The sequence below is a fragment of the Pseudomonas sp. G1002 genome, from assembly GCF_013385455.1.
Taxonomy (GTDB): domain Bacteria; phylum Pseudomonadota; class Gammaproteobacteria; order Pseudomonadales; family Pseudomonadaceae; genus Aquipseudomonas.
Map to the genome: position 1 here is coordinate 18169 of NZ_JACAPY010000006.1, position 14704 is coordinate 32872.

Annotated in this window: 11 protein-coding genes; all 11 read left to right on the forward strand. The window is 60.8% G+C overall.

The genetic code is table 11. From position 1 onward, the window contains the following. Positions 1 to 91 precede the first annotated feature (91 nt). The gene (dksA, locus tag HX801_RS02840; RefSeq protein WP_177021520.1) at positions 92 to 526 is read left to right on the forward strand and encodes an RNA polymerase-binding protein DksA; all 435 of its coding nucleotides are present in this window, start codon (positions 92 to 94) and stop codon (positions 524 to 526) included. A gap of 84 nt (positions 527 to 610) precedes the next feature. Beyond that, positions 611 to 1498: a tRNA glutamyl-Q(34) synthetase GluQRS gene (gene gluQRS / locus HX801_RS02845; RefSeq protein ID WP_177019344.1), complete on the forward strand. Its 888-nt coding sequence runs from the start codon at positions 611 to 613 to the stop codon at positions 1496 to 1498. Positions 1499 to 1560: 62 nt separating this feature from the next. Next, complete coding sequence (locus HX801_RS02850) at positions 1561 to 1737, forward strand: hypothetical protein (RefSeq protein ID WP_003176118.1); 177 nt, start codon at positions 1561 to 1563, stop codon at positions 1735 to 1737. Continuing rightward, on the forward strand, positions 1721 to 4675 hold the full coding sequence (locus HX801_RS02855) for a sensor histidine kinase (protein ID WP_023659379.1): 2955 nt from the start codon (positions 1721 to 1723) through the stop codon (positions 4673 to 4675). The genes HX801_RS02850 and HX801_RS02855 overlap by 17 nt, the downstream gene beginning before the upstream one ends. A 22-nt stretch (positions 4676 to 4697) precedes the next feature. Then, positions 4698 to 6137, forward strand: coding sequence for a sigma-54 dependent transcriptional regulator (locus tag HX801_RS02860; RefSeq protein WP_177021521.1), 1440 nt, complete (start codon positions 4698 to 4700; stop codon positions 6135 to 6137). A 710-nt stretch (positions 6138 to 6847) separates the two neighbouring features. Next, positions 6848 to 8254 (forward strand): polynucleotide adenylyltransferase PcnB, encoded by a 1407-nt coding sequence (locus HX801_RS02865; RefSeq protein ID WP_003212161.1) that lies wholly within the window; start codon positions 6848 to 6850, stop codon positions 8252 to 8254. A gap of 4 nt (positions 8255 to 8258) precedes the next feature. Continuing rightward, the gene (gene folK, locus HX801_RS02870; RefSeq protein WP_087693395.1) at positions 8259 to 8747 is read left to right on the forward strand and encodes a 2-amino-4-hydroxy-6-hydroxymethyldihydropteridine diphosphokinase; all 489 of its coding nucleotides are present in this window, start codon (positions 8259 to 8261) and stop codon (positions 8745 to 8747) included. 348 nt (positions 8748 to 9095) lie between these two features. Further along, positions 9096 to 9896 carry a 3-methyl-2-oxobutanoate hydroxymethyltransferase gene (gene panB / locus HX801_RS02875; protein ID WP_102368085.1) on the forward strand — a complete coding sequence of 267 codons (801 nt, stop codon included), beginning with the start codon at positions 9096 to 9098 and terminating at the stop codon, positions 9894 to 9896. Then, on the forward strand, positions 9893 to 10744 hold the full coding sequence (gene panC / locus HX801_RS02880) for a pantoate--beta-alanine ligase (RefSeq protein WP_177021522.1): 852 nt from the start codon (positions 9893 to 9895) through the stop codon (positions 10742 to 10744). The genes panB and panC overlap by 4 nt, the downstream gene beginning before the upstream one ends. Positions 10745 to 10969: 225 nt before the next feature. Beyond that, positions 10970 to 12634: a glucose-6-phosphate isomerase gene (gene pgi, locus HX801_RS02885; RefSeq protein ID WP_003212168.1), complete on the forward strand. Its 1665-nt coding sequence runs from the start codon at positions 10970 to 10972 to the stop codon at positions 12632 to 12634. A gap of 126 nt (positions 12635 to 12760) precedes the next feature. After that, positions 12761 to 14698, forward strand: a complete 1938-nt coding sequence (acs, locus tag HX801_RS02890) for an acetate--CoA ligase (RefSeq protein WP_177021523.1) — start codon at positions 12761 to 12763, stop codon at positions 14696 to 14698. Positions 14699 to 14704: the final 6 nt, after the last annotated feature.

Consider the following 14704-nt stretch of genomic DNA (forward strand, 5'->3'; position numbering starts at 1 on the left):
AAGTTCGCCCGCTTGCAGCCGCAGGGCCGGCAGGTGTCGGTGATGTTGCAATCCTGCGCAATGGATTAGAAGAGTGAGAGGCGGTCCATTCATGCCCACCCAAGCAAAGCAACAGAGCATCAGCGGCTTCCAACCCTACGTCGAGGCGAAGGGTGAGGAATACATGGGCAAGCCCATGCGCGAACACTTCTCCAAGATCCTGAAGCAGTGGAAACAGGACTTGATGCAAGAGGTTGACCGTACCGTTGACCATATGAAGGACGAAGCGGCCAACTTCCCGGACCCGGCAGACCGTGCCAGCCAGGAAGAAGAGTTCGCCCTTGAACTGCGCGCCCGTGATCGCGAGCGCAAGCTGATCAAGAAGATCGACAAGACCCTGCAACTCATCGAAGAAGAAGAGTATGGCTGGTGCGAGTCCTGCGGCGTCGAGATTGGTATTCGCCGCCTGGAAGCGCGTCCTACCGCCGACCTGTGCGTGGACTGCAAGACCTTGGCTGAAATCAAGGAAAAACAGGTCGGCAAGTAATCACTGCCGGGCTGGACAAATGGGGCGTGCGAACGCCCCATTTTTGTTTCTGGCGTTTGCTGGTTTTCCAGTAATATCCGGCCCATGACAGCCTCCTCCTATATCGGGCGTTTCGCCCCCACGCCCAGCGGACACCTGCACTTCGGTTCCCTGGTCGCCGCCCTCGCCTCCTACCTCGACGCCCGCGCCAACCAAGGCCGCTGGCTGATGCGCATGGAAGACCTCGATCCGCCACGGGAAGAGCCCGGCGCCCAGGCCGCAATCCTGAATGCCCTTGAACGCTACGGCTTCGAATGGGACGGGGAGTTGGTCCGACAAAGCGAGCGGCACGATGCCTACGCCGAAGTGCTCAACCGCCTGTTCAATCATGGCCTGGCCTACGCCTGCACCTGCTCGCGCAAGCAACTGGAGCCCTATAACGGGATTTATCCGGGACTGTGCCGCAATGCCGGGCATGACCAGCAAGATGCCGCCATCCGTCTGCGGGTGCCGGAGTTGGAGTACCACTTTACCGACCGTGTACAAGGCGAATTCCGACAGCATCTGGGTCGCGACGTAGGCGACTTCATCATCCGCCGTCGCGACGGCCTGTATGCCTACCAACTGGCGGTAGTCCTCGATGATGCCTGGCAAGGTGTGACCGACATCGTGCGTGGCGCCGACCTGCTCGACTCCACGCCGCGCCAACTGTATCTGCAAGAACTGCTGGGCCTACGCCAACCGCGTTACCTGCATGTGCCGTTGATCATCCAGCCGGACGGTAACAAGCTGGGCAAATCCTACCGCTCACCGCCCTTGACCACTGACCAGGCCACGCCTTTGCTGTTAAGAGCACTGCGCGCCCTGGGCCAGCCGGCGGGCGACGAACTGCACCACGCCAGCCCACGGGAACTGCTGGATTGGGGCATTCAACACTGGGATGCCGCACAGATCCCGCGCACACTCACGCTGGCCGAAGCGCAATTGCGCTGAAGGCGCTTGCAGCTTGCGAGCCATCCGTTACCATCGCCGCAGTTTTTCAATCAGAGGCCAACATGTACATCTATCGATTGGTCCTGCTGCTGGTCGTCGGGATCTACCTGTTTTCTCCCGCCATCATGGATTGGTGGATCGACGCCACAGGCGCCTGGTACCGGCCCTATCTGCTTTGGCTGATTCTGATCGTCGTGACTTTCATCCTGCAGAGCCAAAAAGATGCCGATGAGCTTTAGCCTGACCGAGATGCTGCTGATCAGCGCCGCCTACCTGGCCGCGTTGTTCGGGGTAGCCTGGATCAGTGAACGTGGGATGATTCCGCGGGCGATCATTCGCCATCCGTTGACCTACACCTTGTCGTTGGGCGTGTACGCGAGTGCCTGGGCGTTTTATGGCACCGTGGGCCTGGCCTATCAGTATGGATACGGCTTTCTTTCGAGTTATCTCGGGGTGTCCGGCGCGTTTTTGCTGGCGCCGGTGCTGTTGTATCCGATCCTGAAAATCACCCGCACCTACCAGTTGTCGTCCCTGGCCGACCTGTTTGCGTTCCGTTTTCGCAGTACCTGGGCCGGTGCGCTGACCACGATTTTCATGCTGATCGGCGTGCTGCCGTTGCTGGCATTGCAGATCCAGGCCGTGGCCGACTCCATCAGCATCCTCACCCGCGAACCGGTGCAGCACCGCGTGGCATTGAGCTTCTGCGCACTGATCACTCTGTTCACGATTTTCTTCGGCTCACGGCATATCGCCACCCGTGAAAAACATGAAGGACTGGTGTTTGCGATCGCGTTTGAATCGGTGATCAAGCTGATCGCCATCGGCGGCGTCGGTCTGTACGCGTTGTATGGCGTATTCGACGGCCCGCAACAGCTGGAACTGTGGCTGCTGCAAAACCAGACCGCCCTGGCCGCGCTGCACACGCCGTTGCAGGAAGGCCCATGGCGCACGCTGCTTTTGGTGTTCTTCGCTTCGGCGATTGTGATGCCGCACATGTACCACATGACCTTCACCGAAAACCTCAACCCGCGCTCGCTGGTCAGCGCCAGCTGGGGCTTGCCGCTGTTCCTGCTGTTGATGAGCCTGGCGGTGCCGCTGATCCTGTGGGCCGGCCTGAAACTTGGCGCCACCACCAATCCCGAATACTTCACGCTGGGCGTGGGCATTGCAGCCAACAGCAAATCCCTCGCATTGCTGGCCTATGTCGGCGGATTATCGGCCTCCAGCGGGCTGATCATCGTCAGTACCCTGGCGCTGTCGGGGATGGCGCTGAATCACCTGGTGCTGCCGCTCTACCAGCCGCCGGCCGAAGGCAATATCTACCGCTGGCTGAAATGGACCCGCCGGGCCCTGATCGTCGCGATCATCATGGCCGGCTATGGCTTCTACCTGTTGCTGGGTGCAGAACAGGACCTGGCCAACCTGGGCATCGTTGCCTTCGTTGCCACCTTGCAGTTCCTGCCGGGCGTGCTGTCGGTGCTGTACTGGCCGACCGCCAACCGCCGAGGCTTTATCGCCGGTTTGCTCGCCGGGATCCTGGTATGGACCGTGACCATGCTGCTGCCGCTGGTGGGCAACCTGCAGGGCTTCTACATCCCGTTGCTGAACATGATCTACGTGCTGGATGACACCAGTTGGCACATGGCGGCAATTGCCTCGCTGGCGGCCAACGTGCTGATGTTCACCCTGATCTCGCTGTTCACCAACGCCAGCCCCGAAGAAACCAGCGCTGCCGAAGCCTGCGCAGTGGACAACGTCCGTCGCCCGCAACGCCGCGAACTGCACGCGGCCTCACCCCAGGAATTCGCCACGCAACTGGCCAAGCCGCTGGGCGCCAAGGCCGCACAAAAGGAAGTCGAGCAGGCCCTGCGCGATCTCTACTTGCCGTTCGACGAGCGCCGGCCTTATGCCCTGCGCCGCCTGCGGGACCGTATCGAAGCCAACCTCTCCGGCCTGATGGGCCCGAGCGTGTCCCAGGACATGGTCGAGACCTTCCTGCCCTACAAGGCCGGCGGCGAAAACTACGTGACCGAAGACATCCACTTCATCGAGAGCCGGCTGGAGGATTACCACTCCCGCCTCACCGGCCTTGCCGCCGAACTCGATGCCCTGCGCCGCTATCACCGCCAGACGTTGCAGGAACTGCCGATGGGCGTCTGCTCCCTGGCCAAGGATCAAGAGATCCTGATGTGGAACAAGGCCATGGAAGAGCTTACCGGCATCGCCGCCCAACGTGTGGTGGGCTCGCGCCTGAACACCATTGGCGACCCGTGGAAAGAATTGCTCCAGGGCTTCATCAACCTGCCCGACGAACACTTGCACAAACAGCACCTGGCGCTGGATGGCCAGACCCGCTGGCTCAACCTGCACAAGGCCGCCATCGACGAGCCACTGGCGCCCGGCAACAGCGGCCTGGTGCTGCTGGTGGAAGACCTGACCGAAACCCAGATGCTCGAAGACAAGCTGGTGCACTCCGAGCGCCTGGCCAGCATCGGGCGCCTGGCCGCGGGTGTGGCCCATGAAATCGGCAATCCGATCACCGGTATCGCCTGCCTCGCGCAAAACCTGCGGGAAGAGCGCGAAGAAGACGGCGAAATCATCGAAATCAGCGGGCAGATTCTCGAGCAGACCAAGCGTGTTTCGCGCATCGTGCAGTCGCTGATGAGCTTTGCCCACGCGGGCGCCCATCAGAATCACGACGAAGCGGTGTGCCTGGCCGAAGTGGCCCAGGATGCCATTGGGCTGCTGGCCTTGAACCGGCGCAATTTCGAAGTACAGTTCTTCAACCTGTGCGACCCGGAACACTGGGTCGACGGTGATTCACAACGCCTGGCCCAAGTGCTGATCAACCTGCTGTCCAACGCCCGCGACGCATCGCCGGCCGGCAGCGCAGTACGGGTCAAGAGCGAGGCTTTCGAGCACACGGTCGATCTGATCGTCGAGGACGAAGGCAGCGGCATTCCACAGAACATCATGGATCGATTGTTCGAACCCTTCTTCACCACCAAGGATCCGGGTGAAGGTACCGGTCTGGGCCTTGCACTGGTCTATTCCATCGTTGAAGAGCATTATGGACAAATCACCATCGACAGCCCGGCTGACACCGAAAGCCAACGCGGCACCCGTATTCGGGTGACCTTGCCGCGTCATGTCGAAGCGACGTCCGCTGTGAACTGAGACCGTCGAGAGAGTTGAATCAATGCCGCACATTTTGATCGTCGAAGACGAAACCATTATCCGCTCTGCCTTGCGTCGCCTGCTTGAACGTAATCAGTACCAGGTCAGCGAAGCCGGCTCGGTGCAGGAAGCCCAAGAGCGTTTCAGCATTCCCACGTTCGACCTGATCGTCAGTGACCTGCGTTTGCCAGGCGCCCCCGGCACCGAGCTGATCAAGCTCGGCCAAGGCACTCCGGTGCTGATCATGACCAGCTACGCCAGCCTGCGCTCGGCCGTGGACTCCATGAAGATGGGCGCGGTGGACTACATCGCCAAGCCCTTCGACCACGACGAAATGCTCCAGGCCGTAGCGCGAATCCTGCGTGACCGTCAATCGGCCAGCAGCGCACCGGCTGAACGCCCGGCAGCGGGCAAGGCCGCCAATGGTTCTGAAAAACCCGGTATTGATAACAGTAACGGCGAAATCGGCATCATCGGCTCCTGCCCACCCATGCAGGACCTGTACAGCAAGATCCGCAAAGTGGCGCCAACCGACTCCAATGTACTGATCCAGGGCGAGTCCGGTACCGGTAAAGAACTGGTGGCCCGTGCCCTGCACAACCTGTCCAAGCGCGCCAAGGCACCGATGATCTCGGTGAACTGCGCGGCGATCCCCGAATCCCTGATCGAATCCGAATTGTTCGGCCATGAAAAAGGCGCCTTTACCGGCGCCAGTGCTGGCCGTGCGGGTTTGGTTGAAGCCGCCGACGGCGGCACGCTGTTCCTCGACGAGATTGGCGAGCTGCCGCTGGAAGCCCAGGCACGCTTGCTGCGGGTACTCCAGGAAGGCGAAATACGTCGCGTCGGTTCGGTACAGTCGCAAAAGGTCGACGTACGACTGATTGCGGCCACTCACCGTGACCTGAAGAGCCTGGCCAAGATTGGCCAGTTCCGTGAAGACCTTTATTACCGCCTGCACGTGATAGCTCTCAAACTGCCGGCCCTGCGTGAGCGCGGCGCCGACGTCAACGAAATCGCCACGGCCTTCCTGGCGGGCCAGAGTGCGCGCATCAACCGTACCGACCTGAAGTTTGCTGCCGATGCCGAGCAGGCGATTCGTCACTACTCCTGGCCGGGTAACGTGCGGGAGCTGGAAAACGCGGTAGAGCGTGCGGTGATTCTGTCGGAGAGCCCGGAAATTTCCGCCGAGCTGCTGGGGATCGATATCGAGCTCAGCGACCTGGATGATGATGACTTCATAGGTTTGCCACCGCAGCAAGGTGGCGGCAGTAACAACAGCCACGAGCCGACGGAAGATTTGTCACTGGAAGATTACTTCCAGCATTTCGTGCTGGAGCACCAGGACCACATGACCGAGACCGAACTGGCGCGCAAACTGGGCGTCAGCCGTAAATGCCTGTGGGAACGGCGCCAGCGCCTGGGTATCCCGCGGCGCAAGACCGGGGTTGCCAGCGAAAGCTGAGTGGGTCGCCCCCACAGGTAACACCCGCAGATGTGAAAAAACTGTTACCGCTGATTTTTCACGTAACAAAAGCCGGGGCTTACGGTAACGAAGCCCCGGCTTTTTTTCGCCTACAAAAAACCCGAAAACGCCCCAAACCCTTATTTTGCTGGGCCTCGCAAAAGTTGGCACGCACCCTGCTATATGCTTAGTACAAAAACAATAACAAGCAAATGTACAAGACAATAAAAATAAGACGAATCGACTCACGCATAACAAAAACAACACGGCGGAGGCGCAGCTAACTGATTCTTTTGGAGAGGCGTTGCATTTGGGGCTTGCCCCGCAACCAGGCCGAGAACAACAAAAACTGCCCTAAGGCAGAGCCTGAACTGGTTGGATCGTAGATCAGCAACACAGCGACCAAAGCAATCCGTTTGCTCTTGGCTCCCGATTGGGAGTGTCATGAAGGTGAAGCTTCATGGCGAGGGCGATCAACAAAAACAAGAAGCCCGAAACCAATAATAAAAATAGAGCACGCAACTACTTCTGGGGGAGCTTCGGCTCCCCTTGTAGTTTCCGCGATTTGGCACCTGCCACCCTTCTTTTAAGCTTCTGGCTCAAGCCTTGCAGCTAGTTCCTACACCATCCCCTGACTAAATGCTAGAATCCCGGCCCATCATGCGGTCATTCTTCGTTATGGCCGAACATTCCTTCAAACAGTGCATCCCATGCTGAAGAAGTTGTTCCAGTCATTCCGTTCTCCCTTGCGTCGTACGCAACACAAACGCAGCACGCCTGAAGTGCTCAATAGCAGCCAGCATTCGCTGCAACGCGCCCAGTTCAGCCGTTATGCGGTGAACATCGTCGAACGTTTGCAGAACGCCGGCTACCAGGCCTACCTGGTTGGCGGTTGCGTGCGCGACATGTTGCTCAATATCACTCCCAAGGATTTCGACGTCGCCACCAGCGCCACGCCGGAACAAGTGCGTGCCGAATTCCGCAATGCGCGGATCATCGGCCGGCGCTTCAAGTTGGTGCACATCCACTTTGGTCGCGAGATCATCGAGGTCGCGACCTTCCGCGCCAACCATCCGCAAAACGATGAAGAAGAAGACACTAACCAGTCTTCCCGCAATGAAAGCGGGCGCATCCTGCGGGACAACGTCTATGGCACCCTGGAAGAAGACGCGCAACGCCGCGACTTCACCATCAACGCCTTGTATTACGACCCGGTCAGCGAGCGCATCCTCGATTACGCCAATGGCGTACACGACATCCGCAACAACTTGCTGCGCCTGATCGGCGACCCGACGCAACGCTACCAGGAAGACCCGGTGCGCATGCTGCGGGCCGTGCGTTTTGCCGCCAAGCTGAACTTCGGCATCGAGAAGCACACGGCCGCGCCGATTCGCGACCTGGCGCCGATGCTGCGGGAAATCCCGTCGGCACGCCTGTTCGAAGAGGTGCTCAAGCTGTTCCTCTCCGGCTATGCTGCCGACACCTTCGAAATGCTGGTTGACCTGCAGTTGTTCGACCCACTGTTCCCGGCCAGCGCCGAAGCACTGGAGTACAACCCGACCTACACCCACACGCTGATCAGCGAAGCCTTGATCAACACCGACCTGCGCATCAAGCAGAACAAACCGGTAACCCCGGCGTTCCTGTTTGCCGCCCTGTTGTGGCCAGCGCTTCCAAAACGCGTCATGCGCTTGCAAGACCGTGGCATGCCGGCAATTCCGGCCATGCAGGAAGCCGCTCACGAGCTGATCGCCGAGCAATGCCAGCGCATCGCCATCCCGAAACGCTTCACCATGCCGATCCGCGAGATCTGGGACATGCAGGAGCGCCTGCCACGCCGCAGCGGCAAACGCGCCGATCTACTGCTGGACAACCCGCGCTTCCGTGCCGGCTATGACTTCCTGCTGCTGCGCGAAAGCGCCGGCGAACAGACCGACGGCCTGGGCGAATGGTGGACCGACTACCAGGACGCCAACGACAGCCAGCGCCGCGAGATGATCAAAGAGCTCAGCAGCAAAGGCGAAGCCACCGGCGATGGCCCGAAAAAACGTCGCCGCAGCAGTGGCAGCAAGCGCAAACGCAGCGCTGGCGATTCATCGAGCGCGTCGGGCGAGTAAGCACGTGGAACGTATCTACGTCGGCATGGGCAGCAACCTGGCTGCCCCTGAACAACAATTGCGCGACGCCATCGAGGCCCTCGCGCAATTGCCGGACACCACGCTGGCGGGCGTCTCCGCCTTCTATCAAAGTGATTCCCTGCTCCCGGGCCAGCCGCGCTATACCAATGCGGTCGCGGCCCTGGACAGCGCGCTTGCACCACTGGAACTGCTCGATGCGCTGCAAGCCATCGAGAATGACCAGGGCCGCGAGCGTCTTGAGCGTTGGGGCCCGCGCACCCTGGACCTGGATGTCCTGGTGTTTGGCGACCGGCTGATCGATGAGCCGCGCCTGAAGGTGCCGCACTATCAAATGCACTTGCGGGCGTTCGTGCTTTACCCGCTGGCAGAACTGGCCCCGGCCAGCCTGCAACTGGCCGATGGCCGCCTGCTCGGCGACCTGCTGGATGCCTGCCCGTTTGTCGGCCTGGAACGCCTGCCTTCAAACCTGTAGGAGCGAGCTTGCTCGCGAAAAACCTGAGAACACCGCTGGGCGCCAGGCTTCCCGCGTCATCATTGACGACCTTCGCGAGCAAGCTCGCTCCTGCATTTACTACGCATCATTTACTGCTGAATCGCATCAGTAACAGCGGTAACACCATCGCCGTAACAATGCGGTAACACATCCAATTGACTTCCAGAGTCCTCCTCACGACTATAGGCGTCCCGCTGCCGCCTACCCGGCGCTAAAGGGCGCAATCCAGGCCTTATAAGCACTGATCCTTAAGAAAGTGCGCCTGTATAAACGAAGACTCACGCGCGTTACTCGCTGTTTCCAAGCGCCTGAATGAGGACCCTTTTCATGCCAAACGTTACCCTGAGCACCTTGCAGAGCCTCAAGCTCAAAGGTGAAAAGATCACCATGCTGACCTGCTACGACGCCACTTTTGCCCAGGCCAGCAGCCAGGCAGGAGTTGAAGTGTTGCTGGTGGGGGACTCCCTGGGCATGGTTCTACAAGGGAATGACAGCACCCTGCCCGTCACCAATGATGAAATCGCTTACCACACGGCCTGCGTCAAGCGCGGCAACGAAGGCGCCTTCATCATTGCCGACCTGCCCTTCATGGCCGATGCCACCATCGAACAGACACTGACCAACAGTGCTCAACTGATGCGTGCCGGTGCACACATGATCAAGGTTGAAGGTGCCGCCTGGCTCGCCGAGTCGATTCGTTTGCTGGCTGAACGCGGCGTGCCGGTTTGCGCGCACATGGGCCTGACGCCACAGTCGGTGAATATCCTCGGCGGCTACAAGGTACAAGGCCGCGGCGAAGCCCAGGCGCGCCAGATGCGGGCCGATGCCATCGCCCTTGAACAGGCCGGTGCGTGCATGATTCTGCTCGAATGCGTGCCAAGCGAGCTGGCAGCGGAAATCACCCAGGCCGTTAAAGTACCGGTGATCGGTATCGGCGCCGGTTCTGCCACAGACGGCCAGGTATTGGTACTGCATGACATGCTGGGCCTGTCCCTTACCGGCCGCGTACCCAAGTTCGTGAAGAACTTCATGGCGGGCCAGGACAGTATCCAATCAGCCCTCGCCGCCTACGTCAGCGAAGTCAAAGCCATCACCTTCCCGGGCGCCGAACACGGATTCTCCGCATGAACACCGTCAAGACCGTGCGCGAACTGCGCGCCGCCGTCACCCATGCCCGCAGCGCGGGCAAACGCATCGGCTTCGTGCCCACCATGGGCAACCTGCACAGCGGCCATGCCACGCTGGTCACCAAGGCTGCGCAACAAGCCGACTTCGTGGTGGCGAGCATTTTCGTCAACCCGCTGCAATTTGGCGCCGGCGAAGACCTGGACAAATACCCGCGCACCCTGCCGGCCGACCAGGAGAAGCTCTTGCAAGCCGGTTGCAACCTGCTGTTCGCCCCGACCGTCGAGGAGATGTACCCCGACGGCATGGCCGGCCAGACACGCGTCAGCGTGCCGCAACTGTCCGAAGGCCTGTGCGGCGCCAGCCGGCCCGGGCATTTTGAAGGCGTGGCCACGGTAGTCAGCAAGCTGTTCAACATGGTCCAGCCGGACCTGGCGATCTTTGGCCAGAAGGACTACCAGCAACTGGCGGTGATTCGCGCCATGGTCCATGACCTGAACATGCCGATCCAGATTATCGGCGAGCCGACCGTGCGCGCCGACGACGGCCTCGCGCTGTCGTCGCGCAATGGTTACCTCACCGACGAACAGCGCGCGATCGCACCGGTGCTGTACCGCTGCCTCAGCCAGATTGCCGCCGCCATTGAAGCGGGCGACCGCGACTTCGCCAAACTGCGCGCCGCACAGGTCCAGCAGATCGAAGCGGCAGGTTTTCGCATGGACTACCTGGAGGTTCGCCAGGGCCTGCACCTGCGTCCGGCCACCGCCGAAGACAAGGACCTGGTGATCCTGGTCGCCGCCTACCTGGGCGCCACCCGGCTGATCGACAACCTGCATCTGCACCTGAACTGACCCCGCCGCACACCCCGCCTGTTGCACTGCCTGATCGGCCGGTATAAAAAAGTACCGGCCACAGCGCAGACAAAGCCAAGACAGATCGACACGCTAGGTTTAATGTATTCGCCCTACGCTCTTCGTTGGCGTTGACCGGAGCCTGTCATCTTCACAAAGACAGGACATTCCCGGCTTTCAAGTGTCCTAAAAGCAGTCCCAGCAATAAAAAGGAAACCCGCAGCGATGGCGTACTACCGCACTCCTCATGACGTTACCGCTCTGCCCGCCTGGCAAGCGCTCAATCAACATCGCCAAGCCATGCAGGATTTCAGCATGCGCGAAGCCTTTAATGCCGATCCCCAGCGCTTTACCCAGTTCACCTTGAGCAGCTGCGGACTTTTCCTCGATTACTCGAAAAACCTGATCACCAGCGAAACCCGCGACCTGCTGGTAGGCCTGGCCAAGGAAGTCGACCTTCAGGGCGCGATCAAGTCGCTGTTCAACGGCGAGCCGGTCAACTCTTCCGAAGGCCGCCCGGCGCTGCACACCGCACTGCGTCGCCCGGTGGGTGACAAACTGTCGGTCAACGGCGTGAACATCATGCCGGACGTGCACAAGGTGCTGAACCAGATCACTGACCTGGTCGGCCGCATCCACGACGGCCTGTGGCGTGGCTACACCGAGAAGCCGATCACCGACGTGGTGAACATCGGTATCGGTGGCTCGTTCCTCGGCCCGGAGCTGGTGTCTGAAGCGCTGTTGTCCTACGCCCACAAAGGCGTGCGCTGCCATTACCTGGCGAACATCGACGGCAGCGAGTTCCACGAGCTAACTATGAAGCTGCGCGCCGAGACCACACTGTTCATCGTCTCGTCAAAATCCTTCAACACCCTCGAAACCCTGAAAAACGCCCAGGCCGCCCGCGCCTGGTACCTGGCCCAGGGTGGCTCGGAAGCCGAGCTGTATCGCCACTTCATCGCTGTATCGAGCAACAACGCGGCGGCCGTGGCCTTCGGTATCCGCGAAGAGAACATTTTCCCGATGTGGGACTGGGTGGGCGGTCGTTACTCGCTGTGGTCGGCCATCGGCCTGCCCATCGCGCTGGCCATCGGCATGTCCAACTTCAAGGAACTGCTGTCCGGCGCCTACACCATGGACCAGCATTTCCAGACCGCTCCATTCGAGGCGAACATGCCGGTGCTGCTCGGCCTGCTGGGCGTGTGGTACGGCAACTTCTGGGGCGCGCAGAGCCACGCAATCCTGCCGTACGATCACTACCTGCGTAACATCACCAAGCACCTGCAACAGCTGGACATGGAATCCAACGGCAAGAGCGTGCGCCAGGACGGTACGCCGGTTTCCACCGACACCGGCCCGGTTATCTGGGGCGGCGTAGGCTGCAACGGCCAGCATGCTTACCACCAGCTGCTGCACCAGGGCACCCAACTGATCCCGGCCGACTTCATCGTGCCGATCGTCAGCTTCAACCCGGTTTCCGACCACCATCAGTGGCTGTACGCCAACTGCCTGTCCCAGAGCCAGGCCCTGATGCTCGGCAAGACCCGCGCCGAGGCTGAAGCCGAGCTGCGCGACAAGGGCATGGACGAAGCCGAAGTGCAGAAGCTGGCACCGCACAAGGTGATCCCGGGCAACCGTCCGAGCAACACCATTGTGGTTGAACGCATCAGCCCTCGCCGTCTTGGCGCACTGGTGGCGATGTATGAACACAAAGTGTTCGTGCAAAGCGTCATCTGGGGCATCAACGCGTTCGACCAGTGGGGCGTGGAGCTGGGCAAGGAGCTGGGCAAAGGCGTCTACAACCGCCTGACCGGCACCGAAGAACAGCCTGCGGACGATGCGTCCACCCAGGGGTTGATCAACTACTTCCGCGGCCGTCACCGCGGTTGATGGTATCAGCACTACAATGAGGGTCTGAACCTGCGGGAGCGGACCCTCGTAGGAGCTGGCTTGCCAGCTCCTACGAGGGTCGCAAAGCTCCCCTCTTGTCGCAAAAAACAAGAATAAGGATCCCTCATGTTCGATATCAGCACGTTCCCCACCGCCGATGCCGTCCGCCGGGCTGCGCAACTCAGTCAAGAGGACTACCAGCGCCTCTACCGCCAATCCGTCGAGCAACCCGATACGTTCTGGGCCGAACAGGCCAAGCGTTTTCTCGACTGGACCACGCCCTGGCAGACCGTCCAGAAATCCGACATCAAGACCGGCGCCGCGCAATGGTTGGCCGGAGGCCAACTGAACGTCAGTTACAACTGCATCGACCGTCACCTCGCGCAACGCGCTGATCAGCCGGCCTTCATCTGGGAGGGCGATGATCCTGCGACGTCTTCCAAAATTACCTACCGCCAGCTCCACCAAAACGTCAGCCGCCTGGCCAACGTGCTGAAAAGCCGTGGCGTGAAGAAAGGCGACCGGGTGTGCATCTACATGCCGATGATTCCCGAGGCGGCCTACGCGATGCTGGCCTGTACGCGGATCGGTGCGGTGCATTCGGTGGTGTTTGGCGGATTCTCGCCGGACGCCCTGCGCGACCGCATTCTCGACGCCGATTGCCGCACGGTGATCACCGCCGATGAAGGCGTGCGCGGCGGCAAGCCGGTGGCGCTGAAACAGAATGTCGACAAGGCCCTGGCCAGTTGCCCGGGTGTCAGCACGGTACTGGTGGTGCAGCGCACTGGCGCGGCAGTCAATTGGACTGAAGGGCGCGACCTCAAGTATCAACAGGCCCTGAATGCAGCCAGCGACGACTGCCCGCCCGAGCAGATGGATGCGGAAGACCCGCTGTTTATCCTCTACACCTCCGGCAGCACCGGCAAACCCAAAGGTGTGTTGCACACCACCGGCGGTTACCTGCTGCAGGCTGCGATGACCTTCAAGTACGTGCTCGATTACCGCGACGGCGAAGTGTTCTGGTGCACCGCCGATGTCGGTTGGGTCACCGGCCACAGCTATATCGTGTACGGGCCACTGGCCAATGGTGCGACCTCGCTGATGTTCGAAGGCGTGCCGAGCTACCCGGACAGCTCGCGGTTCTGGCAGGTGATCGACAAACACAAGGTCAACATCTTCTACACCGCGCCGACCGCGTTACGCGCGCTGATGCGGGAAGGCCACGGCCCACTGGAAAACACTTCCCGCGCCAGCCTGCGCCTGCTGGGCAGTGTCGGCGAGCCAATCAACCCGGAGGCCTGGGACTGGTACTTCAACGCGGTCGGCGAACAACGCTGCCCGATTGTCGACACCTGGTGGCAGACCGAAACCGGCGGCATCATGCTCAGCCCGCTGGTCAGCGCCCAGCGGATCAAGCCCGGCTGCGCCACCCAGCCGATGTTCGGCGTGGTGCCGGTGCTGCTCGATGAGCAAGGCAAGGAAATCAGTGGCGCCGGCAGCGGCGTGCTGGCGATCAAATCCAGCTGGCCAGGGCAGATCCGCAGCGTGTACGGCGACCCTCAGCGGATGATCGACACCTATTTCAAACCCTACCCCGGCTACTACTTTACCGGTGACGGCGCGCGGCGCGACGAGGACGGTGACTACTGGATCACCGGCCGCATCGACGACGTGATCAACGTTTCCGGGCACCGCATCGGCACCGCCGAAGTCGAAAGCGCCCTGGTGCTGCATGATCAGGTCGCAGAAGCCGCGGTGGTCGGTTATCCACACGACGTAAAAGGCCAGGGCATCTATGCCTTCGTCACGCCCATGAATGGCGTCGAGCCCGACGACGCGCTGAAAAAGCACCTGCTGGACCTGGTCAGCAAGGAAATCGGCAGCTTCGCCAAGCCCGAGCTGATTCAATGGGCGCCGGCCTTGCCGAAAACCCGCTCAGGCAAGATCATGCGGCGGATCCTGCGCAAGATTGCCTGCAACGAGCTGGACAGCCTGGGAGATACATCCACACTGGCCGACCCGAGCGTGGTGGACGGCCTGATCGACAAGCGCCTCAACCGCTAGGAACCC

Excerpts from the sequence above, each read along its gene's own strand:
- dksA (WP_177021520.1), top strand. The coding sequence starts at position 92 with ATGCCCACCCAAGCAAAGCAACAGAGCATCAGCGGCTTCCAACCCTAC.
- gluQRS (WP_177019344.1), top strand. The coding sequence starts at position 611 with ATGACAGCCTCCTCCTATATCGGGCGTTTCGCCCCCACGCCCAGCGGA.
- HX801_RS02850 (WP_003176118.1), top strand. The coding sequence starts at position 1,561 with ATGTACATCTATCGATTGGTCCTGCTGCTGGTCGTCGGGATCTACCTG.
- HX801_RS02855 (WP_023659379.1), top strand. The coding sequence starts at position 1,721 with ATGCCGATGAGCTTTAGCCTGACCGAGATGCTGCTGATCAGCGCCGCC.
- HX801_RS02860 (WP_177021521.1), top strand. The coding sequence starts at position 4,698 with ATGCCGCACATTTTGATCGTCGAAGACGAAACCATTATCCGCTCTGCC.
- HX801_RS02865 (WP_003212161.1), top strand. The coding sequence starts at position 6,848 with ATGCTGAAGAAGTTGTTCCAGTCATTCCGTTCTCCCTTGCGTCGTACG.
- panB (WP_102368085.1), top strand. The coding sequence starts at position 9,096 with ATGCCAAACGTTACCCTGAGCACCTTGCAGAGCCTCAAGCTCAAAGGT.
- panC (WP_177021522.1), top strand. The coding sequence starts at position 9,893 with ATGAACACCGTCAAGACCGTGCGCGAACTGCGCGCCGCCGTCACCCAT.
- pgi (WP_003212168.1), top strand. The coding sequence starts at position 10,970 with ATGGCGTACTACCGCACTCCTCATGACGTTACCGCTCTGCCCGCCTGG.
- acs (WP_177021523.1), top strand. The coding sequence starts at position 12,761 with ATGTTCGATATCAGCACGTTCCCCACCGCCGATGCCGTCCGCCGGGCT.